This window comes from Nocardioides glacieisoli, from assembly GCF_004137245.1.
Lineage (GTDB): Bacteria > Actinomycetota > Actinomycetes > Propionibacteriales > Nocardioidaceae > Nocardioides > Nocardioides glacieisoli.
In genome coordinates, this window is sequence record NZ_SDWS01000008.1 from 180,966 (window position 1) to 205,872 (window position 24,907).

The 24,907-nt window shown below is 72.3% G+C and carries 21 protein-coding genes; 6 read left to right on the forward strand and 15 right to left on the reverse strand.

Translation table 11 applies throughout. The features are described from left to right. Positions 1-222: 222 nt before the first annotated feature. The 8 genes from EUA06_RS17435 to EUA06_RS17470 are packed head-to-tail and all read right to left on the reverse strand — an operon-like array spanning position 223 to position 10,010. Positions 223-1,413 carry a hypothetical protein gene (locus EUA06_RS17435; RefSeq protein ID WP_129478132.1) on the reverse strand — a complete coding sequence of 397 codons (1,191 nt, stop codon included), beginning with the start codon at positions 1,411-1,413 and terminating at the stop codon, positions 223-225. Continuing rightward, a complete protein-coding gene (locus tag EUA06_RS17440; protein ID WP_129478134.1) occupies positions 1,410-2,573 on the reverse strand; it encodes a hypothetical protein in 1,164 nt (387 codons plus the stop codon). Before EUA06_RS17440 ends, EUA06_RS17435 begins: the two co-directional genes overlap by 4 nt. Further along, positions 2,570-3,652: a hypothetical protein gene (locus EUA06_RS17445; RefSeq protein WP_129478136.1), complete on the reverse strand. Its 1,083-nt coding sequence runs from the start codon at positions 3,650-3,652 to the stop codon at positions 2,570-2,572. The genes EUA06_RS17440 and EUA06_RS17445 overlap by 4 nt, the downstream gene beginning before the upstream one ends. A gap of 17 nt (positions 3,653-3,669) precedes the next feature. Continuing rightward, complete coding sequence (locus tag EUA06_RS17450) at positions 3,670-4,596, reverse strand: hydroxymethylglutaryl-CoA lyase (protein ID WP_129478137.1); 927 nt, start codon at positions 4,594-4,596, stop codon at positions 3,670-3,672. Continuing rightward, entirely contained in the window at positions 4,589-6,520 is a 1,932-nt protein-coding gene (locus tag EUA06_RS17455) for an acetyl/propionyl/methylcrotonyl-CoA carboxylase subunit alpha (protein ID WP_129478139.1), read from the reverse strand. The genes EUA06_RS17450 and EUA06_RS17455 overlap by 8 nt, the downstream gene beginning before the upstream one ends. Then, a complete protein-coding gene (locus EUA06_RS17460) occupies positions 6,520-8,061 on the reverse strand; it encodes a carboxyl transferase domain-containing protein (protein WP_129478234.1) in 1,542 nt (513 codons plus the stop codon). The genes EUA06_RS17455 and EUA06_RS17460 overlap by 1 nt, the downstream gene beginning before the upstream one ends. A gap of 48 nt (positions 8,062-8,109) precedes the next feature. Then, a complete protein-coding gene (locus EUA06_RS17465) occupies positions 8,110-9,306 on the reverse strand; it encodes a sensor histidine kinase (protein ID WP_129478141.1) in 1,197 nt (398 codons plus the stop codon). Beyond that, on the reverse strand, positions 9,303-10,010 hold the full coding sequence (locus EUA06_RS17470) for a response regulator transcription factor (protein ID WP_129478143.1): 708 nt from the start codon (positions 10,008-10,010) through the stop codon (positions 9,303-9,305). The genes EUA06_RS17465 and EUA06_RS17470 overlap by 4 nt, the downstream gene beginning before the upstream one ends. A 361-nt stretch (positions 10,011-10,371) precedes the next feature. Here EUA06_RS17470 and EUA06_RS17475 point away from each other — a divergent pair, with 361 nt between their 5' ends. Continuing rightward, positions 10,372-10,923 (forward strand): TetR/AcrR family transcriptional regulator, encoded by a 552-nt coding sequence (locus EUA06_RS17475; protein WP_129478145.1) that lies wholly within the window; start codon positions 10,372-10,374, stop codon positions 10,921-10,923. A gap of 57 nt (positions 10,924-10,980) precedes the next feature. Further along, positions 10,981-11,490: a ferritin gene (locus EUA06_RS17480; protein WP_129478147.1), complete on the forward strand. Its 510-nt coding sequence runs from the start codon at positions 10,981-10,983 to the stop codon at positions 11,488-11,490. A gap of 61 nt (positions 11,491-11,551) precedes the next feature. Here the strand turns inward: EUA06_RS17480 and EUA06_RS17485 are convergent, their stop codons facing one another. After that, on the reverse strand, positions 11,552-12,253 hold the full coding sequence (locus EUA06_RS17485) for an SWIM zinc finger family protein (protein ID WP_129478149.1): 702 nt from the start codon (positions 12,251-12,253) through the stop codon (positions 11,552-11,554). Beyond that, positions 12,250-14,991, reverse strand: coding sequence for a DEAD/DEAH box helicase (locus EUA06_RS17490; protein WP_129478151.1), 2,742 nt, complete (start codon positions 14,989-14,991; stop codon positions 12,250-12,252). Before EUA06_RS17490 ends, EUA06_RS17485 begins: the two co-directional genes overlap by 4 nt. A gap of 83 nt (positions 14,992-15,074) precedes the next feature. Between EUA06_RS17490 and EUA06_RS17495 the strand changes: the two genes are divergently transcribed. The 3 genes from EUA06_RS17495 (at position 15,075) to EUA06_RS17505 (ending at position 18,461) form a co-directional block, all read left to right on the forward strand. After that, a complete protein-coding gene (locus tag EUA06_RS17495) occupies positions 15,075-16,271 on the forward strand; it encodes a dipeptidase (RefSeq protein ID WP_129478153.1) in 1,197 nt (398 codons plus the stop codon). Between the two features lie 151 nt (positions 16,272-16,422). Further along, entirely contained in the window at positions 16,423-17,925 is a 1,503-nt protein-coding gene (locus EUA06_RS17500) for a DHA2 family efflux MFS transporter permease subunit (RefSeq protein WP_129478236.1), read from the forward strand. 5 nt (positions 17,926-17,930) lie between these two features. Further along, the gene (locus tag EUA06_RS17505; RefSeq protein WP_129478155.1) at positions 17,931-18,461 is read left to right on the forward strand and encodes a hypothetical protein; all 531 of its coding nucleotides are present in this window, start codon (positions 17,931-17,933) and stop codon (positions 18,459-18,461) included. A 24-nt stretch (positions 18,462-18,485) separates the two neighbouring features. On the opposite strand, the gene EUA06_RS17510 is transcribed toward EUA06_RS17505, so the two are convergent. The 5 genes from EUA06_RS17510 to EUA06_RS17530 form a co-directional block, all read right to left on the reverse strand. Beyond that, on the reverse strand, positions 18,486-20,612 hold the full coding sequence (locus EUA06_RS17510) for a RecQ family ATP-dependent DNA helicase (protein WP_129478157.1): 2,127 nt from the start codon (positions 20,610-20,612) through the stop codon (positions 18,486-18,488). Between the two features lie 120 nt (positions 20,613-20,732). Then, positions 20,733-21,233: a SigE family RNA polymerase sigma factor gene (locus EUA06_RS17515; protein ID WP_242498216.1), complete on the reverse strand. Its 501-nt coding sequence runs from the start codon at positions 21,231-21,233 to the stop codon at positions 20,733-20,735. Further along, complete coding sequence (locus tag EUA06_RS17520; protein WP_129478160.1) at positions 21,230-22,180, reverse strand: hypothetical protein; 951 nt, start codon at positions 22,178-22,180, stop codon at positions 21,230-21,232. Before EUA06_RS17520 ends, EUA06_RS17515 begins: the two co-directional genes overlap by 4 nt. A 36-nt stretch (positions 22,181-22,216) precedes the next feature. Further along, complete coding sequence (locus tag EUA06_RS17525) at positions 22,217-23,224, reverse strand: SGNH/GDSL hydrolase family protein (protein WP_129478162.1); 1,008 nt, start codon at positions 23,222-23,224, stop codon at positions 22,217-22,219. A 90-nt stretch (positions 23,225-23,314) separates the two neighbouring features. Continuing rightward, positions 23,315-24,124 carry a 2-phosphosulfolactate phosphatase gene (locus EUA06_RS17530; RefSeq protein ID WP_242498217.1) on the reverse strand — a complete coding sequence of 270 codons (810 nt, stop codon included), beginning with the start codon at positions 24,122-24,124 and terminating at the stop codon, positions 23,315-23,317. 168 nt (positions 24,125-24,292) lie between these two features. Between EUA06_RS17530 and EUA06_RS17535 the strand changes: the two genes are divergently transcribed. Beyond that, positions 24,293-24,835 carry a hypothetical protein gene (locus EUA06_RS17535; protein WP_129478164.1) on the forward strand — a complete coding sequence of 181 codons (543 nt, stop codon included), beginning with the start codon at positions 24,293-24,295 and terminating at the stop codon, positions 24,833-24,835. The last annotated feature ends 72 nt before the right edge of the window (positions 24,836-24,907 follow it).

Sequence of the window (24,907 nt, forward strand, 5' to 3'; positions counted from 1 at the left end):
CACTGTCGCCCCCCTGGCCGCCGTTGTTCACGCGAGGCAGCATGTCATCCGCGGTGTGTCGGGCGGGGTGGCGGCACATCGCACCATCAGCCCGGTGGGAGCTGCGATCTGCCGCCACCCCTCCCCCGCCCGTACGTCGGGGGTGGCGGCACATTGCACGTTATGAGGGCTTGTGACTGCGATCTGCCGCCACACTCCGCGGTCGAAGCTTGGGGCCCCTAGCTACTTCCGGCCCCGCGCTCGCCGGTAGGCGTCGAGGGTGCCGCGGCCGGCGGCGCTGTCCTCGAGCGAGGTCACGATCTTGCGCTTGACGCGGTACGACGGGGTGAGCCGCGCACGGTCGCGCTCCTCGCGGGCCTCGCGCAGCTCCTCGTGGAGCCGCTCCTCGACCGCGCGGAGGCGGGCGCCCTCGACCAGCAGCGCCGAGATGGTGTCGAGGGCCGGCGGGAGCAGCTCGTCGGCGGGCACGGTGTCGGGGTCGGCGAAGGCGCCGAGGTCGGGGCCGATCAGGTCGTCGAGCGAGCCGCTGACGTCGTACCCCCGGCCCGCCATCGCCTCGACCCAGCTGCGGCAGAGGTCCTGCGCCCAGGCGTGGTCGTCGGGCGCCAGGCCGAGGCGGGCGGAGGCGACGCCGCGCGACAGCGTCTGGTGGGCGAGGAGCTCGCGCACCAGCGGTCGGTAGTCGGGCGGGGCGATGATCGAGGTGACCCGCTGGTTGATCGTGCGCAGCAGCGAGGTCTCCGGGACGCCGAGGGACGGGTTCTCGCGCTCCGCGGTGAGGTCGAGGTCGAGGCCGTCGAGGCCGAAGGTGTGCGAGAACCGTCGCCACAGCTCACCGCGGTCGGAGCCCGACGGCGGCACCGTCACGAGGTGCACCTGCGACGGCGGCAGCGAGGCACCCCAGCGGTCGAGGATGTCGGGGATCTCCTGCACCGCCCAGAACCACGAGCCGATCTTCGACTCCCGCGCGGGGTCGCGGATGGTGCGGAGGAACTTGGCGTAGGTGATGTGGCTGCGGTGCTTGACGTTCTCCTGCCACTCCGCCGGGATCTGGCGCACCAGGTCGCGCACCGACAGCACCAGGTGGACCTCGGCGTCACCGAGCGAGTCGAGCGCGCGTGCCACCTGCGTCGGCGTCGCCCGGGCGAAGATCTCGTGGCTGATGATCGACGTGCCGTGCCAGTCGCGCACCTGCTCGGCGAGCCGGTCCCACGCGCCGACGGCCTCGGTCTCGAGCCCGCCCCACGGCAGCGTCATCAGGTCGAGCGCCGCGAGGAAGTGGGCGTCAAAGCGGTCCGCCGGATAGAGGATGTCGTGGTCGCGCAGCACCGACTGGTTGCGGAGGAGGACGTCCTGGAGGTAGGACGTGCCGGTCTTGGGGCAGCCGACGTGGAGCAGCACCCGCTTGCTCATCGCTCCACCTCCTCTTGTCGCCGCCTCTCGCGTCGCCAGCTCGGGTCCACGACCATCCGGATGGCCAGGTCCAGCACCTGCCGGTCGTCGGGTCCCCCCGGAGCGGAGGGTGCCGCGGCGCTCGGTGCGAGGTCCGCGAGGTCGCCGACGACAGAGTAGCCACGACGGGTCACGGCACGGATGGTGCGGGCCGCCGACCGCGCGACCCACTCACGTTCGCCGATGGGTACGCCGACGGGCGTGGCGCCGCTGTCGGGGATCCGCTGCTGCAGCGTCCGCATCAGCGCGGGCCGCTCGTGCCGCTCGACCCGGAGGCCGACGACGGCGGCGACGCGGCGCGCGAGCTCGGCCTGGTCGGCGCCCGGCACCCGCACCGGCGGGAGGGAGCGCACCCCGACCTGGCGGGGCAGCAGGTCGAGGTCGGTGACGACCCGGACGAAGGGCCGGCGCCCACCCCAGCGGCGTACGGACTCCAGCAGGTCGGCGCGGTCGGGCAGCTGGTCGCGTTCGCGCCAGAAGCGCAACCACTCGGCCCATGGTGTCGCGCCGGTCTCGAAGCAGCGCTGCGTCCAGGTGTGCGCGAGCAGCTCGTCGAGGGGACCACCGATCGCCACGACGAACGGTCGCGGACCGCCCTCGGGACGCCCCAGCCCCAGCAGGTGCCGACGCGTGGCGGCGGCGACCAGGGGGTCGCCGACGAGGCGGACCCGGCGGCGCCACGGCCGCGGCCAGCTCGTGGCCACCGGGTCGGCGCCGAGGGCGACCAGGTCGTCGGCCAGCAGAACGCTCGCCACCCGCAGCAGCTCGTGGGCGCTGATGGTCGACGGGTCGACCGGGGCGGCCCCGAAGCCGCGGTGCGCGAGCCCGACCAGGGGCAGGTCGGCCTGGCCGCGTCCGGCCGCGGGCGCGACGAGCACCCGGTCGGCGAGTCGAGTGCGCTCGCGGTCGTGGTCGCCGCGGGGCCGCGCACTCGACGTGGAGGCCAGGTTGAGCCGGCGCAGCAGCTCGAGCTGCTGGGCGCCCGGCACTGCAGGAGCTGTCGGAGCCCCGGTGCCCGACCACGCCAGCCAGGGCGTCGTACCCCCGTCGCGGAGGTGCGCGACCCAGCCGTGGGCACGCGCGGTCGCGTCGGCGTCGACCGACCCGGAGGGGCTGGTCAACGGACGCGCAACCGGCGTGCGGTCTTCTGCAGCTTGGCGCCCATCGAGTCGTGGGCGGACCCGTTGGCCGCCTCCTGCGTCATCACGGCGAGCGCGTCGAGGGCGGCCCCGAGCTCGAGCTTGGCGCGGACCCGGTCGGGGTTCTTCCAGTCCTCGTCGTCGGCGGGACGGCGCGGACGGAGGTCCTCGACGTCGCCGATCACGTCGACGCCGCTGCCCGTGATGAAGTCGATCCAGAGCTGGGCCTGCTGCTCCGCGAAGTCGTAGCGGTCGGGCGGCAGCCGCACCGGGATCGCCTTGCGGGAGACCAGCACCTCCTGGGCGAGCACCTCGCGGATCAGGTTGTCGTAGGCCGGCTCACGCCAGACGCCCAGCTCGAGGCGGCGGTTGAGCTTGCGGAGGATCGAGGTCTCCGCGATGCCGAGCGAACGGTTGTCGCGCTCGGAGTCGAGGAGCGCCCACGCCGGGTCGATGCCGAAGGCGCGGCAGAAGCGCAGCCACAGCTCGTCGCCGTTGGGGCCGCGGTCGTGCGGGACGGTCACCACGTGCACGCGCTCGGGCGGCAGCTTCGCGCCCCACTGCGACAGCACGCGCGGCAGGTCCATCGCGTTGAAGAACCAGGTCTGCCCGCGCTCCACCTTGTTGAGGAACCGGCGGAACGGCCACTTGCGACCCTGCTTGATCGACTCCTGCCATGCGGCGGGCAGCTGGCGGCCCAGGTCGCGCGCGGAGTAGACGACGTGCACCTCGCTGCCGGCGAGGTCGTTCATCGCCCGGGCGATCTTGTCGGGCTTGGCGCCGGCGAGGATCTCGTGGCTGATCACCACGTCGCCGTCGGCCCGCCGCACCCGCTTCACCATCGCGTCCCACGAGCCGTTGGCGTGGCCGGGCGCGCCGCCCCAGTCCTGGTCCAGCAGGTCGAGCGCGGCGCGGAAGTGGAAGGTGTCGGTGCGTCCGACGCGGGGGCCGGGGATCGTCACGCCGTGCGACGCGAGCGACGACGCGTTGAGCATCAACCGGTCCTGGAGGTACGTCGTCCCGGTCTTGGGCGCACCGATGTGCAGGTGGACACGGCTCATGTCGCTGATTGTGCCAGTCACGAGCCGAGCGCTCGTACGACGGCGCTCGGGCTCGGACGGCCGAGGTGCCCGGCCATCCAGACGCTGGTGGCGACCACGGCGTCGAGGTCGACCCCGTGGTCGATGCCGAGCCCGGTCAGCATCCACACGAGGTCCTCGGTGGCGAGGTTGCCGGTGGCCGACTTCGCGTAGGGGCAGCCGCCGAGGCCGCCCGCGCTCGCGTCGAAGGTGGTGATGCCGGACTGCAGCGCGGAGTGGGTGTTGGCGAGCGCCTGGCCGTAGGTGTCGTGGAAGTGCATCGCCAGCCGGTCGGTGCCCACACCCGCGTCGGCGAAGGCGTCGACCAACGCCGTGACGTGGCCCGCGGTGGCGACGCCGATGGTGTCGCCGAGGCTCAGCTGGCTCGCGCCGAGGTCGAGGAGGCGGGTGCCGGCGGTGACGACCTGCTCGATCGGCACGGCGCCCTCCCACGGGTCGCCGAAGCACATGGAGACGTAGGCCCGGACGTCCATCCCGGCCTCGCGGGCCCGCGCGACCGTCGGCTCGAACATCGCGAACTGCTCGTCGAAGGTGCGGTTGAGGTTCTTCGTCGCGAAGGTCTCCGTGGCGCTGCCGAAGATCGCGATGTGCTCCAGGCCGAGCTCGAGCGCGCGGTCGAGGCCGCGCTCGTTGGGCACCAGCACCGGGAGGCGACGTCCCTCGGCGCCGAGGGCTGCCATCAGCTCAGCGGCATCGGCGAGCTGGGGGACCCACGTCGGGTGCACGAAGCTGGTGGCCTCGACGATCGGGAGGCCGGCGGACACGAGGCGGCGTACGAACTCGGCCTTCACCTCGACCGGGACGATCGCCTTCTCGTTCTGGAGGCCATCGCGCGGGCCGACCTCGTAGATCGTGACCGCGGAGGGCAGGCCGTCGGTGGTGACCGTCATCGGAAGGTCAGTCATCGGACGGCTCCACCGTGAAGAGGGCGGCACCGAGCTTGACGAGGTCGCCGACGGCGGCGCCGACGGACGTCACGGTGCCGGCGAAGGGCGCCTTGAGCGCGAGCTCCATCTTCATCGCCTCCATCACGCCCAGCGTCTCACCCTCGGCGACGCCCTGGCCCACGGCGACGTTGACCGCGAGGACGGTGCCCGGCATCGGAGCGAGGAGCGTGCCGTCCCCGGCAGCAGCGGCGTGGTCGCCGAACGGGTCGGGGCGCTCCCACACCCAGCGCTGGCCACGGTGCACGACCTCGACGAAGTCGCGCTGCACGTTGAGCACGGCGTGCTCCGCGCGACCGTCGACGAGCAGGTGCACGGTGTGGTTCGCGGCGTCGACCATGCGTACGTCGTGGGCGGTGCCGTCGGACAGCGACACGCGGCCGCGCGGCCGGTCGACGACCACGAGCTCGTCGCCCAGCACGACCGAGTCGGCGGCGGGCTCCCCGCCCATCCGCCAGCCGTCGGCACGCCAGGGGCCCGTGGTGCCCATCGTGTCGAGGAGCACCTCGGTCCACGCGCCGAACACGCGCGCCAGGTCGGCGTCGGGCGCGGGCACCTCGTTGCGGTCGAGCCAGGCGGTGTCGATGGTGGTGTCGCGGAACTCGTCAGACGCGGCGAGCGCGCGCAGGAAGCCGGTGTTGGTGGTGATGCCGAGGATCGCGGTCTCGCCGAGGGCGTCGACCAGCGCGGCGCGGGCGGCCTCGCGGTCGGGGCCCCACGCGATGACCTTGCCGAGCATCGGGTCGTAGGACGTGCTGACCTCCTGCTCGGGCTCGAGGGCGTGGTCGACCCTGACGTGGTCGCCGGAGCCCCACCGCACGACGGACGTGCGACCGGCCTGGGGCAGGAAGCCGTTGAAGGAGTCCTCGGCGTAGACGCGGGCCTCGATTGCGTGGCCGTCCAGGGTGATCGCCTCCTGGGCGAACGGCAGCGGCTCGCCGGTCGCGACGAAGAGCTGCAGCTCGACGAGGTCGACCCGCTCGCTTCCTGTGTCCGTCTGCACCCGGACGACCTCCTCGGTGACGGGGTGCTCGACCTGGAGGCGGGTGTTCATCTCGAGGAAGTAGAACTCCCCGGTCGCGTTGTCGAGCAGGAACTCGACCGTGCCGGCGCCGGTGTAGCCGCACTGTGCGGCGAGCGCGACGGCCGACGCCGTGATCGCGGTCCGCTGATCGTCACTGATCGTCGGGGCGGGCGCCTCCTCCAGCACCTTCTGGTGCCGGCGCTGCGTGGAGCAATCGCGCTCGAAGAAGTGGAGCACGGTGCCGTGGCTGTCGCCGAGCACCTGCACCTCGATGTGGCGGCCGGACTCGACGTACTTCTCGACCAGGATCGTGTCGTCGCCGAAGGACGACCGCGCCTCGCGCTGCGCCGCAGCGAACGACTCGTCGTACTCGCTCGCAGTGCGCACCACCCGCATGCCCTTGCCGCCACCGCCGGCAGCCGCCTTCACCAGCACCGGGTAGGAGAAGGAGTCCTTGTCGTCGTCGTCGAGGGAGTACGACGGCACGACGGGCACTCCGGCCGCCACCGCGACCTCCCGGGCGGCGTCCTTGCGGCCCATCGCGTCCATCACGTCGGCCGACGGCCCGACCAGGGTGATGCCGGCGTCGGCCAGCGCCCGCGCGAAGGGCGCGCGCTCGGACAGGAAGCCGTAGCCCGGGTGGACGTAGCCGGCGCCGGTCTCCCGCGCGGCCGCGACGACCTCGTCGATGTCGAGGTAGGAGCCGACCCGCACCGCCCGGTCGGCGGCGCGCACGTGCGGCGCGTCGGCGTCGAGGTCGGTGTGGATCGCGACGCACGCCCAACCGAGGCGCTTCGCCGTGCGCATCACGCGCAGGGCGATCTCGCCACGGTTGGCGATCAAGAGGGTGTTCAAGGTCATCACATCCGGAAGATGCCGTAGGACGGCTCGGGGATCGGGGCGTACGACGTCGCGGCGAGGGCCATGCCGAGCACGCGGCGGGTGTCGGCGGGGTCGATGATCCCGTCGTCCCAGAGCCGGGCGCTGGCGTAGTAGGGCGAGCCCTGGGTCTCGTACTGCTCGCGGATCGGCGCCTTGAAGGCCTCGACCGCCTCGTCGTCCTCGAGGTCGGTGCGGACGGTGGCGAGCACCGACGCGGCCTGCTCGCCGCCCATCACCGAGATCCGCGCGTTGGGCCACATCCAGAGGAAGCGCGGGTCGTAGGCGCGCCCGCACATGCCGTAGTTGCCGGCGCCGAACGAGCCGCCGATGACGACGGTGAACTTGGGCACGACGCTGCACGCGACGGCGGTGACGAGCTTCGCACCGTCGCGGGCGATGCCCCGGTTCTCGTACTCCCGCCCGACCATGAAGCCGGTGATGTTCTGCAGGAAGACCAGCGGGATCTTGCGCTGGTTGCACAGCTCGATGAAGTGCGCGCCCTTGAGGGCGGACTCACTGAAGAGGATGCCGTTGTTGGCGACGATGCCGACCTCGTAGCCGTCGATCCGGGCGAACCCGCAGACGAGCGTGTCGCCGTAGAGCTTCTTGAACTCGTGGAAGCGGCTGCCGTCGACCAGCCGACGGATGACCTCGCGCACGTCGTAGGGCGTGCGGGTGTCGGTGGGCACGACGTCGTAGAGCGACTCGGCCGGTTCGTGCGGCTCCTCGACCTCGGCGGCCGGCTCGCGGGCGGGCCGCGCCGCCGGAAGCGTGTCGACGATCGAGCGCACGATCGCCAGCGCGTGGGCGTCGTCCTCGGCGAGGTGGTCGACGACCCCGGACGTGCGCGCGTGGACGTCGCCGCCACCGAGGTCCTCGGCCGAGACGACCTCGCCGGTCGCGGCCTTCACCAGCGGCGGGCCGCCGAGGAAGATCGTCCCCTGGTTGCGCACGATGACCGTCTCGTCCGACATCGCGGGGACGTACGCCCCGCCGGCGGTGCAGGAGCCCATCACGCTGGCGATCTGCGGGATCCCCTTCGCCGACAGGTTGGCCTGGTTGAAGAAGATCCGGCCGAAGTGCTCGCGGTCGGGGAAGACCTCGTCCTGCATCGGCAGGAACGCCCCACCTGAGTCGACGAGGTAGATGCACGGCAGGTGGTTCTCCGCGGCGATCGTCTGCGCTCGGAGGTGCTTCTTCACCGTCATCGGGTAGTAGGTGCCGCCCTTGACCGTGGCGTCGTTCGCGACGATCACGCACTCGCGGCCCGAGACCCGACCGATGCCGGCGACGACCCCCGCCGACGGGACGGCGAAGTCGTCGCCCGCGTCGCCGGCGTACATGCCGTAGGCCGCGAGCGGCGCCAGCTCGAGGAACGGGCTGCCTGCATCGAGCAGCCGGTCGACGCGGTCGCGTGCGAGCAGCTTGCCGCGGTCGGTGTGCTTCTGCCGCGCGCGCTCCGAGCCGCCCTGGCGGACGCGGGCCAGCCGCGAGCGCAGGTCGTCGACGAGCTCGCGCATGGTCGGGGGGCCGGAGGGTGGGACTGGCTGCTCGGACACCCGCCTAGGTTAGCGATCGTTAACCTGCGGGTCCAGTGGTGGGAACGCGCCCTGCACCGTGGTGCCCCGACCCGGGAAGGACGCGACCTCGAGGGTGCCGCCGGCGGCGGCCATCCGCGCCTCCATCCCGAGCAGGCCACCCGGCTCGACGTGGCGGCGGTCGAACCCCTGACCGTCGTCGGTCACGCTGAACTCGAGGTGCGGCAGCCCGCGGATGGTCACCAGGACCTTGGTCGCACGGGCGTGCTTGGCCGCGTTGGTCAGCGCCTCGAGGATGCAGAAGTACGCCGCCGCCTCGACCTGCGGCGTCTGGCGCTCGACGTCGAAGGCCTCGAGCGTCACCGGGACCACCGAGCGGCGCGCCGTCGCCTGCAGGGCGATGACCAGTCCGCGCTCGACGAGCAGCGGCGGATAGATCCCGCGCGCGAGCTCACGCAGCTCGCCCATGATCTGGCGGTTGTCGGTGGCCAGCTGGGCGAGCAGCGACGCCGCCCCCTCCTGGCGTCCGGCCTGCAGCTCCTTTCGGGCGCGCTCGATCGTCACGCTCATCGTCAGCAGCCGCTGCTGGGCTCCGTCGTGCAGGTCGCGCTCGATGCTGCGGCGCGCGGCGTCGGCGACCTCGACGATGAGGGTGCGCGACTCCTCGAGCTGGTCGGTCCGCTCGGCCAGGCGCCGGTAGGCGTCGCGAACGAGATAGGTCACGACGAGCACCACGGCGGGCAACGACGCGGCGACCACGACCGCATTGATCCACCAGACGTCGTTGAGCGCGTCGTCGCGACGCACCTCCGCGAGCGCGGCCACGCCGGCACTGCCCACCACTGCGTAGACGAGCAGCGCGTTGAGCCACGCGCGCGAGACGTAGGGGATGGCGACCAGCATCGGGATCAGCATCAGCATGGCCGTCAGTGGCGACAGGTTCGGCGTGGCCCAGGTGCCACCGACCGCGAACGAACCGGCTGAGAGTGCGAAGCCCACCAGCACCGCCGGTGCGCCGAATCGCGGCGTGAGCGGCAGAGTCGCGAGCATCAGGGCCGTCGCGAACAGCATCACCGCCACGTCCACCAGGACCGACGTGTGCCGGAACCCCAGCGCGTACGCCGATGCGAGGATGGCGGTCGAGACGACGAGCGCCAGCAGGTTGATCCGCAGCAGCCGCACGAGGGACGGGTCGAGCGAGTCCCACCCGGCGAGCGCGCGCCTCATCGGCGTGGTGCCACCCCGCCGCGGACCCCGCCGCCCACCCCGGCCTCGCTCAGGAACACGAGTGTCGCCGCGACCCGGCGGTGCACGGCCGAGTCGGCCGGGAGGTCGAGCTTGGTGAGGATCGAGTTGATGTGCTTCTCCACCGCCCGGTCGGTGACCACCAGCTGGCCCGCGATCGCGCCGTTGGTCATCCCCCGCGCGACCATCGAGAGGACCTCGAGCTCCCGGGGAGTCAGTCGGTCGAGCAGCGAGTCGTTGCGCCGGGTCCCCGTCGCCACGAGGGCGTCGACCACGATCTGGTCGATCACCGAGCCGCCGGACGCGACCGTACGGAGCGCGGCCACCAGCTCGTCGACGTCGGCCACCCGCTCCTTGAGGAGGTAGCCGCGACCGTCGCTGCCGTCGCGCACCAGGTCGAGGGCGTACTCCACGTCGGAGTACTGCGTCAGCGCGACCACCCCGGTGCCGGGGTGCGTACGTCGCAGCTCGCTCGCCGCGCGGATGCCCTCGTCGGTGAAGTCCGGCGGCATCCGGATGTCGGTCAGCAGCACGTCTGGACGGTGCTCGTCGACCGCCGCCAGCAGCTCCGGCAGGTTCGTCGCGGTGGCCACCACGTCGATGTCGTCGAACCCGTCGAGGAGAGCGAGGACGCCCGCCCGGAGGAGGTCACCGTCCTCGGCGAGGACGACTCGGATCTGCGACATGCGGGCACTGTAGCCACGAGCCGCGGGGCCTGTCGGTAGAGCAGGCACCACCCTCGCGAGGGGCCCGACGCCGGGTCGGGGATCGCACCTCCGACCAAAGTGGTGGTGGCACCACTGGATTTCTGCCCGGTCGCGAGCGAGACTCTGGACAGCTACAGGGCGCGTCGATCGTGGGGATCGACCGGTTGGCCGTTGCGGGGGTACGGCTCGCCGGAAGCGCCCAGGGGAGGCACGTGTGATTCCGCTCGCCGTCTGGGAGCAACCGAAGCGACCGCTGCGAAGCGATGTGACGCTGCCTGCGCCACGTCAAGGCGCGGACGGTGTGACCGCCGACGGGTTAACAGGCACTAACCTCGACGACGTGACCAGCCGTCGCCAGCAGATCCTCGACATCGCGGCCGAGCTCTTCGCCGCGCGCGGGTTCCACGGCGTGTCCGTCGCCGAGCTCGGCTCGGCCTGCGGCATCTCGGGACCCGCGCTCTACAAGCACTTCGAGTCCAAGGACGCGATGCTTGCCGAGATGCTGGTCAGCATCAGCGAGACCCTGCTCGCCGAGGGCCGCTCCCGCGTCGCCGGCGCCGAGGGTCCGCGCGAGGCGCTCGAGGCGCTCGTCGAGTGGCACATCGAGTTCGCGATCGAGCACCGTGCGCTGATCGTGGTCCAGGACCGCGACTGGAGCAGCCTGCCCGACGAAGCCCGCGAGCGCGTCCGCGCCCTCCAGCGGGCCTACGTCGACGTGTGGGCCACGCAGGTGCGCCGCCACGACGGCTCAATGAGCCCCGAGGCCTCTCGCACGCGGGCGCACGTGCTGTTCGGGCTCCTCAACTCGACCCCGCACAGCGGCCGGCTGCCCGACCCACAGCTGCACGACGTGCTGCGCGACATGGCACACGGCGCCCTCGGCCTCTCCTGACGCCACGGTCCGGACGACGCCGTCGGACTGCACGAACACCCCCGATAGGGTGTGGCCATGAAGCTGAGCGAGAGCCTCGAAGCCGCATTCAACGCCCAGATCACCCTGGAGTTCCAGGCGTCGCTGGTCTACCGCCAGCTCTCCATCGAGCTCGACCTGATGGACCTGTCCGGCATCTCGCGGTGGTTCCGGCAGCAGGCGGACGAGGAGATCCTCCACGCCCACAAGTTCATCGACCACGTCGCCGACCGCGACAACCACCCGCGCATCGGTGCCGTCCAGGCACCCTCCGCCGTGGTCGGCAGCGTGCTGGCCGCGTTCGAGGCGGCCTACGCCCACGAGCAGAAGGTGTCGGACTCGATCCGCGGCCTCTACCGGCAGGCCGAGGCCGAGGGCGATCTCGACTCCCGGCCGCTGCTCAACTGGTTCCTCGAGGAGCAGATCGAGGAGGAGGCCACGGTCAGCGAGATCGTCGGCCGCGTGAAGATGATCAACGAGGACGGCCCCGGACTGCTGCGTCTCGACGAGGAGCTCGGCGCGCGCACCGGCACCGCCGACGCCGGCTGAGGGCCACCGAGGGTGGTGCCTGCACCACTGACTTCCGGGTCTCCCTGCCCTGACGATGGGTTCACCAGGCGTCGAACGGCCGGTCCTGCTCCAGCAGGCGGGCCGCCCGGACAGCGGCGTCCTCGGCCACGCCGAGGTCGTCCACCTCGACGTCGTGCCCGGGCCCGAGGCTCCGGGGGGATCGCGGGCCCGGGTGCGGCTCCTCGCGGGGCGTGGTGATGCGGTGCAGGTCGCGGAGCACCCGGTCGCGGGACAGCCCGCGCAGGTGGGTGAGCACGAACGGGTCGGCCTGGATCAGCCACGCGAGCTGGGTCAGCACGGCGAGGGCGTGGGGGCACGGGTCGAGCCACCCGTCGCAGCTGCAGGCCGAGCCCAGCTCGCCGCCGTACGGCAGCAGCTCGACGCCGGCCTCCTCGACCGCCTCGACCAGCGCGTGCGGCAGCTGCCCGGCGAGCAGGGCACCGATCCGGCCGGACTCCGCGGCGACCAGCTCGGTGAAGGCGGCCGCGTCGGAGTCGTCGAGCACCGGGACGGTCACCTCGACCGTGTACGCGTCGTGGCCCTGCGTCACGGCCGCCACCGCGCCGCCGTCGCTGACGGTGATCGAGCCGACGGCCCCGGCCCGGGCCAGGGCGCGGCCGGCGCGGAGGTCCTTCTCGCCGAAGGCGGCCTCCTCCACCGCGCGGAGCACCGCCTTGCTCCACCAGGTGCCACTGCCTCCACCGCGCCTGGCCGGCAGTCGCGGATGCGTGGTGCCGGTCATCGACGGAGCTCGACGAGGTCGCGGAGCTCGGCGTCCGACAGCTCGGTCAGCGCGGTCTCACCGCCGGCGAGCACCGAGTCGGCGATGGAGCGCTTGCGGGTGAGCAGCTCGGCGATCTTCTCCTCGATCGTGCCCTGGGTGACGAAGCGGTGCACCTGCACCGGCTTGGTCTGGCCGATCCGGTAGGCCCGGTCGGTCGCCTGGTCCTCGACGGCCGGGTTCCACCACCGGTCGAAGTGGAGGACGTGGTCGGCGGCGGTCAGGTTGAGCCCCGTGCCGCCGGCCTTGAGGGAGAGCAGGAAGACCGGGACCTCGCCGGCCTGGAAGCGGGCGACCATCGCCTCGCGCTCGCGCACCGGCGTCCCGCCGTGCAGCAGCTGGTGGGGTACGCCGGTGGTGCCGAGGTGGCGCTCGAGCAGCCGCGCCATCGCGACGTACTGCGTGAAGACGAGGACTGCCCCCTCCTCGGCGATGACCGTGCCGACGAGCTCGTCGAGCAGCTCGAGCTTCTCGGAGCGGCCGCGCAGCTTGGGGTTGGGCTGGCGCAGGTAGTGGGCGGGGTGGTTGCAGATCTGCTTGAGCCCGGTGAGCAGCTTGAGCACCAGCCCGCGCCGGGTCTCCTCGTCGGCCTCCTCGATGCGGCGCATCGACTCGCGCACGAGCGTCTCGTAGAGGACGACCTGCTCTCGGGTCATCCCGAGCAGGTGGTCGGTCTCGGTCTTGGCCGGCAGCTCGGGCGCGATGCCCGGGTCGGACTTGCGACGACGCAGCAGGAACGGGCCGATCAGGTCGGCGAACTGGCGCGCCTTGGTGGGCTCGAGGCCGGACTCGATCGGGCCGGCCCACACCTTGCGGAAGGCGTTGCGGCTGCCGAGCAGGCCGGGGATCGCCCAGTCGAGGATCGACCAGAGCTCGGTGAGGTCGTTCTCGACTGGCGTGCCGGTGAGCGCCACCCGCGCGGCGCTGGGGATGGTCCGCAGGGCTCGGGCCGCGGCGGACCGTGAGTTCTTGATGTGCTGCGCCTCGTCGGCGACGACCAGGTCCCACGGCACCTCGGCGAGCAGCGCCGCGTCGTTGCGCATCGTCCCGTAGGTGGTCAGCACGAAGCCGCTGACGCCGCCGAGGTCGCGCGCGCTGCCGTGGTGGCGGCGCACGGGCACGCCAGGCGCGAAGCGGCGGATCTCCGCCTCCCAGTTGCCGAGCAGGGAGGCCGGGCAGACCACGAGCGTCGGGCGCGGAGCGGTGGTCGAGTGCCGGGCGAGGGACGAGCCGGGCGTATCGAGACCCTGTCGGTGCAGGTGGAGGGCGATCAGCGTGATCGTCTTGCCGAGGCCCATGTCGTCGGCGAGGCAGGCGCCGAGCCCGAGCGAGGTGAGCTCGGCCAGCCAGCTCAGCCCGCGGCGCTGGTAGTCGCGCAGGTCGGCGTGCAGCGCGGTGGGTGGTGCGACCAGCTCGCCGGTCGCCGCCGCCTGCAGCCGGTCGCGGACCTTCAGCAGGCTGGCGCCGACGATCGCCTCGTAGGGCACGTCCTCGACGTCGACCACCCCGGTCAGCGTCACAGCCAGCGCCTGCACCGGCGTGATCGTGCGGATCAGCCGCTTGCGGGCGCGCTTGATGACCGAGGAGTCGACCGCGACCCAGTTGTCGCGCAACTTGATGATCGGGCTCGTCGCGCGCGACAGCTCGTCCATCTCGTCCTCGGTCAGCTCCTCGCCGTGCAGCGACAGCTGCCACTCGAAGCCGAACAGGGCCTGCGGCCCGAAGAGCCCGTCCTGCAGGGGCTCCTCGCGGACACCGGCCGACGAGCGCTGCCGGCCGAGCTCGACGCGCTGGGTGACCTCGCGGTCGAGGTACTTCGGCCACATGACCGGGTGCCCCGCCTCGGTCAGGGCAGCCGCCCCGCTGTCGAGCAGCGACAGGATCTCGTCGGAGTCGAGCACGATCTCGTCGGGGACCCGGAGATCGAGCAGCCGCTCGAGCACCGGCCACGCGTCGGCGGCGGACCGCAGCGCGATGGCCGCGTGGGTGCGCGCGCGCTCGCCGAAGCCGTGCGCCGCCTCGGGGCCGGCGTCGGCCCAGAGCTCGGAGGCGTCGGCCATGTGGGCCGCGTTGTCCACCGCGTGCACCTGGAGCACCAGGCGTACGGCGCCGGCCACGAGCTCCTCCTCGTCGGCCTCGATCCGGAACGAGATGGACACCAGGTGCGGGCGGTCGTCGCGACCGCGCGAGCGGATGCGGGCGATGCGCTGCTGGAGCTGGTCACTGAAGTCGTCGGGCGTCGACGGGCCGGGGGGCGTCCGACCGGTCGGGGTCTGCGCCCGGAGGCGCGACCGTCCGGGCGTGGTGCGCGGCATCGTGTCGACGACCGCGTCGAGCAGGCCGCGGACCATGCCCTCGGCGGTGGCCGCGTCGAAGCCGTCGGACGCGCGCGACCGCGCCAGGTCGGTGATCCGTCGCTCGTCGGCCGGACCGAGGCCGGCCACCTGCCAGTGCCGGCCCTCGGGGTCGGGAGCGAAGCGGCCGGAGGCCACCAGCTGCAGGCCCATCAGCGCCGCGCCGGCGAGCAGCGCGACCGACGGGTGCAGGTCGTCCTGGTCGCGCACCTTGCCGAGCACCGGAAGCGCCCCGCGGATCGGCATGACGATCGTGCGGCGCTCGTCGGTGAACTCGATCGAGCCCTCCCGGGGCGGCTCCCCCACCAGCAGCCTGGCGGGACCGGTGACCGGGACAAGACTCATGCAGTGGCCTCTCGCAGAACGTTGCAACAGGGACGGTAACGCTCCGCACCGACGATCGGTTCCCGACGACTAACGTCCGGCTTATGGACATCTCGGCGCTGCTCGCGGAACACCCCGTCATCGACGGCCACAACGACCTGCTGTGGGAGGCGCGCGCCCGGGACGCGTACGCCCTCCTGGATCGGGTCGGCACACGGCTCGACGTCGGCACCGGAGGAACCCCGACCCACACCGACCTCCCGCGGATGCGCGCCGGCGGGATGGGTGCGCAGTTCTGGTCGGTCTACGTGCCCTGCCGGCTCACCGGCGACGACGCGGTCAGCGCGACCCTGGAGCAGGTCGACGCGGCCCGTCACCTCACTGCTTCGTACGCCGACCAGCTGGCGTGGGCGACCACCGCCGACGAGGTCGAGGCGGCGTGGGCGTCGGGCCGGATGGCCTCGCTCGTGGGAGCGGAGGGTGGCCACTCGATCAACAGCTCCCTCGGCACGCTGCGCCGGCTGCGCGAGCTCGGCGTGCGCTACCTGACGCTGACCCACAACGCGAACACGCCGTGGGCCGACTCGACCACGGACCGACCGGTCGCCGGCGGGCTGACCGAGTTCGGCCGCGAGGTGGTCCGCGAGATGAACCGCATCGGGATGATGGTCGACCTCTCCCACGTGTCCGCGGACACGATGCGCGACGCGCTCGAGGTGGCCGAAGCGCCCGTGATCTTCAGCCACAGCTCGGCTCGCGCGGTCACCGACAGCCGGCGCAACGCCCCCGACGACGTGCTCGAGCGGATGGCCGCGGGCGGCGGGGTCTGCATGGTGACGTTCGTGCCGAAGTTCGTGAACGCCGCCTGCGCCGACGCGCACCGCGAGACGGTGGCGGCGGCCGAGGCCGAGGGGATCCTCGAGTCCGACGGCGTACGGTTCGCGGCCTTCGAGGCGGAGTGGGTGCTCGACCACCCGGCCCCCACCGCGACCCTGGCGGACGTCGTCGCGCACTGCGAGCACGTGCGCGAGGTCGCTGGGATCGACCACATCGGGCTGGGCGGCGACTACGACGGCGTCGAGGTGCTGCCCGTCGGCCTCGAGGACGTCTCCACCTACCCGGCGCTGCTGTCCGCGCTCGCCGACCGCGGCTGGTCCGCCGCCGACCTCGCGAAGCTGACCTGCCGCAACACCCTGCGCGTGATGCGCGAGGTGGAGGACTCCGCGCGTCGGATCCAGGCCGTCCGAGGCCCGAGCCTGGCGCGGATCGAGGACTTCGACGGCGTACACCCCGCCGGGTGAGGCAGGGGTGACGCAGCGCACCCTGCCGAGTCGGCAAAAGGATTGGGTCGTTGTCGCAGGCAACCAATAATCTTGGCGGGTGACCGACACCAAGATCCAGCCCGGTGAGACGCAGCCCGGCAGCTCCGACAAGCTCGACAAGAACGTCCTGATGGTGGCCGGTGTGGTTGTCCTCGGCGCCATCATGTCGATCCTGGACATCACCGTCGTCTCGGTGGCGCTCGAGACCTTCCAGCGCGAGTTCGACGCCACCGCGGCCGAGGTCGCCTGGACGATGACCGGCTACACCCTTGCCCTCGCGAGCGTCATCCCGCTGACCGGCTGGGCCGCCGACCGCTTCGGCACCAAGCGGCTCTACCTCCTCGCGGTCCTCCTCTTCACCGCCGGATCCGTGCTGTGCGCGACGGCGGACTCGCTCGAGCTGCTCGTCCTCTACCGCGTCCTCCAGGGCCTCGGTGGCGGCATGCTGATGCCGCTCGGCATGACGATCCTGACCCGCGCCGCAGGCCCCGAGCGCGTCGGTCGCGTGATGGCGGTCCTCGGCATCCCGATGCTGCTCGGCCCGATCTTCGGGCCCATCCTCGGCGGCGCCCTGATCGACAGCGCCTCGTGGCACTGGATCTTCCTGATCAACCTGCCCATCGGCCTCGCCGCGATCGTCTACGCCTGGATCGTGCTGCCGCAGGACGAGGTCGAGCCGTCGGAGACCTTCGACTGGCTCGGCATGGTCCTGCTGTCCCCCGGTCTCGCCGCGTTCCTCTACGGCGTCAGCTCGATCCCCGAGCACGGCACGGTCACGGCCACCGAGGTCTGGCTGCCCGCCGTCCTGGGGATCGCACTGATCGTCGCGTTCGTGCCGTGGGCGCTCGCCAAGCGCAACATCCACCCGCTCGTCGAGCTGCGGCTGTTCGCCAACAAGAACATGACCGTCGCCATCATCGCGATGGCGCTGTTCGCGATCGCGTTCTTCGGGGCGTCGCTCCTCTTCCCGCTCTACTTCATCCAGGTCCGCGGCGAGGACGCCCTCGGTGCCGGACTGCTGCTCGCCCCCCAGGGTGTCGGCGCGATGATCACCATGCCGATCGCGGGGATCCTGGCCGACAAGATCGGTCCCGGGAAGATCGTGCTCGTCGGCATCACGGTCATCACCGTCGGCATGGCGATGTTCACCCAGATCAGCGCAGACACCTCGTACACCTACATGCTGGGCGCGCTGTTCATCATGGGCCTCGGCATGGGCGGCACGATGATGCCGATCATGACGGCCGCGCTCGCGACGCTGACCGCGCACAACGTGGCGCGCGGCTCGACGCTGCTCAACATCACCCAGCAGGTCGCAGCGTCCATCGGCACCGCGCTCTTCTCGGTGATCCTCACCAACCAGATCAAGGCCAGCGACACCGCCGGCGCCTACCTCGCCTCCCGCTCGGCCGAGGGTGACCAGAACGTCCTGGCCGGCATCGCGGAGCAGTTCGGCCTGACCGTCGAGCAGTTCACCTCCTTCGCTGCGTCGGGCAAGGTGGAGCTGGCCGACTCGTTCGCCACCGTCTTCATCGTCGCGACGGTGCTCGTGGCCTGCTGCCTGATCCCGGCCGCCTTCCTGCCGCGCAAGAAGGTCGCCCCCGTCGACCCGACGGCGATGATGGGTCACTGACCCCGATGGACCGCCTCGGGACCGAGCTGCCCCAGCGCGGCACCTTCGGGTGGGCGCTGGGCGGCGCGGCCCTGGTGTTCGCCGTCCCGGTCGTCCGCACGGTCTCCGCGGCGCTCGATGAGACCGGCGGAGCAGCGGTCGGGGCCTGGGCGATGGCGGCCGTCATGGCGCTCGTCCTCGTCGTCGTGCCGCTGCTCCTGGCCCGCGGCATCCTCGGCCGCCACACCTACGTGTCCGACGACGCGGTGTCGGTCGTCTCCCGCGGCGAGGTCCGCCAGCAGGTCGCCTTCGCCGACCTGACCGACGTGCGCGTGGCCGCCACCGGCCAGGGCGGGAGGCTCCTGCCGCGCGAGAACGTCCTCCTCAGCGGCGACCTCCGGACGGGCACGGGCACCGTCCTCGTGTCCCGGTTGTACGTCGACACGCTCCAGCCGCTGCTGCAGCGCCTGGCGGTCGAGGTGGCGGCCCGCCCCGAGCTGCTGCGCGGCGAGCTCGAGCGCGACTCCTTCGAGCGGGCGGTGGCGAGCTCCCGCTGACGCCCGCCCGTCCCGGCCGAGTGGTCAGTTCTGGGTCGCCAGCACCAGCGGCAGCACGGCGCTCGCGCCGGCCTCGCGGATCGCGGCGGCAGCGACCGTCAGCGTCCATCCGGTGGCGACCTGGTCGTCGACGAGCAGCACCGTCGCACCCGCAGGCACCTCGGCGTCGAGCCCGCCCCGGCGCCGGGTGGCGGCGACGCGCTGGGCCGAGTTGGTCTGGCCGGCCCGCGGAGGGACGGAGTGGTCGCGGATCGCCCAGGTGCCGACGACCGGCACCTGCATCACGCGAGCGAGTCCGTCGGCGAGGTCGCGGGTCAGGGTCGGCCGCGTCGCGGACTCGACGACCACGATGGCGTCGGGACGCGACGCCCACTCGGGCGCCCAGTCCTTCATCACCTCCATCACCGCCTGCGCGAGGGCGGGCGGCACCGGGCCGTCGGGGGTGTCCTCACGGAACAGCGCGCGCAGCGCCTGGCCGTGGCCGAGGTCGGTGAGCCGGGCGACGGCGCGTCCGGGCTCGGCACCCTCGGCGATCTTGCCCTTGAGGTCGAGACCGAGGTTGGCGAGCGCGGTCGGCCACATCTTGCGGGGCTCGACGACGACGCCGGGCCGGGCGAGCCGCTCACCCGCCTCGGCGACCGAGGCCTCGCTGACGTCGGTCGAGAGGGAGAGACCGCCGCAGTTGTCGCACCGGCCGCAGTCGGTCGCCTCGGGATCGTCGAGCTGCTCGCGCAGGAACCGCATCCGGCACTGGTCGGTCCCCAGGTAGTCGAGCATCGCCTGCTGCTCGCGCTCGCGCGCCTCCGAGACCCGGGCATAGCGCTCGGCGTCGTAGTCCCACGAGCGGCCGGTGGCGACCCAGCCGCCCTGCACCCGCTGGACGGCGCCGTCGACGTCGAGCACCTTGAGCATCGACTCGAGACGGTTGCGGCCGAGCTCGACGCGGGTCTCGAGGGTGGCGGTCGACATCGGGCGGTCCGACTCGGCGAGCGCGGCCAACGTCTCGCGCACCTGCTCCTCGCGCGGGAACCCGAGCGAGGCGAAGTAGGCCCAGATGTCGCGGTCCTCGATCTGCGGGAGCAGCACCACGGTGGCCTCGTCCGTGCCACGGCCGGCGCGGCCGACCTGCTGGTAGTAGGCGACCGGCGACTGCGGCGCGCCGAGGTTGATGACGAAGCCGAGGCTCGCGTCGAAGCCCATGCCCAGGGCACTCGTCGCGATGAGGGCCTTGACCCTGCCGTCCACCAGCGCCTGCTCGAGCGCGTGCCGCTCGTCGGGGTCGGTCTGCCCGGAGTACGCCGCGACCTCGAGCCCGCGGTCGCGGAGGTAGCCCGCGACCTCCTGGGTCGCCGCGACCGTCAAGCAGTAGACGATGCCGGAGCCGGGCTGCTCGGCAAGGTGGTCGGCGAGCCAGGCGAGCCGCTGCTGCGGCGTCTTCAGCTGGACGACACCGAGCCGCAGCGACTCGCGGTCGAGGGTGCCGCGCTGGACCAGGACCTGCGAGCCGGCGGCGCCATCGGCGTGCACGCCCAGCTGCTCGGCGACGTCGTCGGTCACCCGGGCGTTGGCGGTCGCCGTGGTCGCGAGCACCGGGATCCCCGCCGGCAGCTCCGCGAGGAGCGTGCGGAGGCGGCGGTAGTCGGGGCGGAAGTCGTGGCCCCAGTCGGAGATGCAGTGGGCCTCGTCGACCACCAGGAGCCCGCAGGTCGCGGCGAGCCGCGGCAGCACCTCGTCGCGGAAGCCGGGGTTGTTGAGCCGCTCCGGGCTCACGAGCAGGACGTCGACCTCACCGGCCTGGATCTGGTCATTGATCGGCTGCCACTGGTCGATGTTGGTGGAGTTGATCGTGACCGCGCGGATGCCGGCCCGCTCCGCCGCGGCGATCTGGTTGCGCATCAGCGCGAGCAGCGGGCTGACGATGACGGTCGGCCCCGAGCCCGCCTCGCGCAGCAGCTTGGTCGCGACGAAGTAGACCGCCGACTTGCCCCACCCGGTGCGCTGCACGACGAGTGCGCGTCGGGCGTCGACGGCGAGCGCCTCGATCGCGGCCCACTGGTCCTCGCGCAGCACGGCGTCGTCCCTGCCGACGAGGGCCTTGAGGTGGCGCTCGGCCGCCTCCCGCGCGGAGAGCCGTACGTCAGTGGTCGTCATGCGGGGTCCCCGCGGCGTTGTTCGGGGGAGCGAAGCGGAGGAGAAGAAGGCCGTGGGGTGCTCATGCGCCCTGTCTACCAACCGCCACCGACGCCCGCACCGGCGCATCCACAGGTGAGCTCAGCCGGTGCCGACCTGCTCGCCCATCCGCGCACGCAGCGTCGCGAGACCTCGGGAGGAGTGGCTCTTGACCGTTCCCTCGCTGATCGAGAGCTCGCGGGCGGTGTCCTCCACCGAGAAGCCGAGCCAGTGGCGCAGGACCACGGTCCGCCGCTGCATCGGCGGCAGCCGGCGGAGCTCGGCGAGCAGCTCGAGGCGGTCCTCGGTGTCGGCGCCGCCGCGCGCCGGGGTGTCGAGCAGCTCGACCGGCACCGCGGAGCGCCGCTTGTGCCAGGGCCGTCGGCGCTGGTCGAGGTCGGCGTTGACGATGATGCGCCGGGCGTACGCCTCCTCGCGACCGGTGCCGTTGACCCGGGGCCAGGCCAGGTAGAGCTTGACCAGCGTCTCCTGCAGCACGTCCTCGGCGCGGGCGTCGTCGCGGCACACGGCGTACGCGATGCGGCGCAGCACGCCCTGCCGCGCCTCGACGAACTCGATGTAGTCCGCGTCGTGGGTCCTCACGACCAGTTCCCCCGCAGCATCGTCAGGAACGAGGCGAAGTCGGTCTGCGAGTCACCCGGCCAGTACTGGAACCAGGGCGCACCCTCCTCGGGATCCACGCCGACGACGTAGAACGTCTGGCCGGCGTAGACCACCTCCGCCGCACCGGCCCGGGTGTGCTCGACCCGGCCGGACCCCAGGTCGGGCTCGGCCTCCTGCTGCACGAGGGTCACACCGGGGGCACCGGCGACCATGCGGCCGGTGTCGCCATCGGCGAAGTGGGCGAACCGCTCGGCGACCGACGGCCGCCCCTGATGGCTCGCCGTCGCGGCGTCGACCCACAGCTCGAAGTCGTCCGTCGCCCAGCCCGGGACGTCCATGTGTCCCGAGCCGCCCTCGGACAGCCACACCCAGACGACGTCGTCCTCCATGTCCTCCGGAGCGCAGGAGCACTTCGCCTCGACGGCGACCGACCGCTCACCGTCCGCCTTCCCGTAGGTGAAGGGGTCGACGATTACCCGCTGCACCGTGGCATCGGGCGCCACCCACAACCGTCCGTCCGGCGAGTACGCGATCGGGCCGTGGTTGCCGTACTCCTGCGCCCACGACGGGATCTCGTCGGAGGTGAACCAGTCGATCCCGTCGAGCCCGTCCTGCGCCTCGAGCGGGTTGTTGGGCTCGGGGGCGACGAAGTCCGGGTCGTAGGTGTAGTCGATCGCCGGCGGGGGCGTCGTCGTTGGAGCGGTGGGCTCCTCAGCGAGCGACGCCTCCCTGCCCTGTCCGCCCGTGCCGAGGGACACGGCGAGGGCGATCGCGGCCGCGGCCGCCACTGGTGCCGCCAGGGCCACCGCGGCCGTACGACGACGGCGTGCCCGCCGCCCCTCGCGGAGGTAGTCCTCCGCCGGGACGGCGGGCAACCCGCCGAGCTCGTGGTCGAGCCGGGTCAGCAGGTCGGTCTCAGGACTCATGTCCCCTCGACGTCCCGGCATCCCCGGAGGTTGTCATCAACGCCTGCTGTTCTCCACGAAGCGCTCGATGTCGACCCCTGCCCTGCGCGCTGCCCTGCGGGCGGCGGGGGTGGACAGGTCGGGGGCGACGAAGGTCTCCGGCTCGATCGTGCGGTCCGCGTCGGCGTACTGCTGCTGCAGCGCGGCCTGGCTGTCACCGCTGGCGGCGGAGTCGGCCATCACCTGGGACGTGACGGCGACGGCGGCACCGGTGAGGAGCGGGCTGACGGCGGGGGTGTAGCCGCCCGAGTGGCCGGTCGCCTTGGGGTGGTAGCTCTCGCTGATCGGGTTGGAGAGGCCGTTGATCCACTCGTCGGCGTCGCAGACCGCGTGCCCGATGAAGCGGCTGGTCGGGTTGGCGAAGGAGAACCCGGCTGCCGAGGCGGCAGCAGCGAGCCGGCTGTTGAGCAGGTCGGCGGTCTGGTTGAGCCGCGACTCCTCGGCCGGGGAGAACCACGTGAAGGCGTTGCAGTCCTCGCCGTTGAAGATCCGCGGGTAGCCGACCACGACCACCTTGGCGTAGGGCGAACGGCTGCGGATGCCGGAGTAGAGGGTGCTCAACCGCGACGGCAGGGTCGCGTTGACGAAGGACTGCGCGGTGTTGATCGCGCCGTCGCAGTTGCTCATCCAGCCGGGCTGCGCGCACTCGGTGAGCACGTCGGCGAAGCCGGCGTCGTTGCCACCGACCGAGATCGAGACGTAGTTGGTCGCCGAGGTCAGCGCGGAGAGCTGGGTGTTGGTGACGTCGGTGATGGTCGCGCCGGAGCAGGCGCGGAAGTTGAGCGCATAGCCGCGGGCCGCGGCGATCAGGCTGGGGTAGGCCGCCGTGGAGCGCTGGCAGCTGGTGCCGTCGGCGATGTAGGAGCGGGTGCCGGTGCCCGACGCGTACGAGTCGCCCAGTGCGACGTAGGCGGGGGCGGCAGCCTGGGCCGGCAGGACGAGGAGCGGCGTGACGAGGCCGGCGAGTGCGGCGCCGAGCACCGCGAAGCGAGACGTGCGAATCATTCTGGTGTCCTCCGAGACAGTGGCCACCCGAGTGTGGCCACGATCACAGTAGGGACTCACGAGCCCCGCCACCAGAGGCGATCGGTCAGGTCAACCGTCGACGCGACGCAGCTTCGGCGCGGCCGGCTGGACCTCGGTCGCGTCGCGGAAGGACTCGCCCACCAGCACCGGCACGACCTCGCTCACGTCGTGCTGTGCGGCGATCTCCACGTCGGCGACGAAGCCCACGTCGGTCAGCTCCACCCCGCCTGCGCACCGGAGCAGGTCGTCTGGCAACCGGGCTGCTCGCCACGCAGCGACGGCCATCCGGGCCTCCGGACTGGTGACCTCGTCCTCGCCGCCCAGGGCGTCGAGGAGTGCGTCGAGCACAGCTCCGGCGCCCCAGAGGTCCTCGACGGCGGGGCGGAGCGTGTCGTCGTGCCACCTCTCCCCGGCGGGTACGACGACCACGCTGGCACCGTCCGCGACCCGAGGTGCGAGCCAGCGCGCGACGGCTCCGGCGTTGCGCAGGCACGCACCCACGACCTGCGCACCGGAGTCGGCGAGGGCGAACGCGATGGTCGAGCCGTTGGGCGACGGCAGCACCAGCCGCTGGATCCCCTCCACCTCCGACAGGCTCGCCGGCGAGAGCGAGACGTGCCGCGCGTCGCCGCGGGACATCGCCTCGAAGCGACCGACGGCGAGCGTCGCGCCGTGGCGCATCGCGTGCTCGGCGGCCCGCGCGTCGCGCCAGCGGAACGGGAAGACCTCGATCCCCCGCTCGAGGGCGACGCTGAGCGTGGTGGTGAACGACAGCACGTCGACGACGACGGCGTAGTCGGCCGGGACGGCCGCGGCGCCCGTCGGTCCCCACTCCATGCGGACCCGCGAGCTGGACTGGTCGTGGCCGGGCAGTGTCACGGACTCATTGAACAACCCGTGCGGCGGGATCGGGAACTCCGCGATCGACCGTCAGCGGATTCCGCGAAACGCCGGTGAGCGACCCGCCTCTGGTTTTAACCTCGATCTCCAATGGACGTCCACAGCACGTCAACATCGATCTCGGACACGTTCACCAGGAGATCCCACATGAAGTTCACGCCCCGCACCGCGCTCGTGGTGATCGTCGCCGCCATCGCCCTCATGGCCACCGCCGGCGCCGGCGCGACGGCCGCCCTGATGATCACCGGCAAGCAGATCAAGGACAACTCGGTCACGAGCCAGGACATCAAGAACAAGAGCCTCAAGGTCAAGGACCTCTCGCGCAAGGCGCAGGCCAAGCTCAAGGGCCGGACCGGTGCCACCGGCGACCGCGGACCGGCCGGACCTGCGGGTCCCGCCGGCACCTCCGGGCTCCCGGGCCTGCCCGGGCTCAGCGGCTTCCGGATCATCACCGACACGGTGCAGGTCCCCGGCCTCGGCGGAACGGCATCGGTCGCGGCGGCGTGCGCAGCTGGGGAGAAGGCGATCTCGGCGGCCTCCAGCTACGGAGCTGCCCCCGCCAGCCTCGCCAGCCTGCTGAGCCAGGTGACCCGCACCGCGGAGAGTGCCTTCAGCACCAGTGGGCTCAACCTGCTCCCGACGCCGCAGACCCTCTCGCTCAGCGTCGTCTGCGCGAAGGTCGCCGGCTGACGCCAAGACCTACTCGTCGGTTGGCGACTTGGGTGGGTGTTGACCCTCGGATTCGACCCCCAAGTCGCCAAC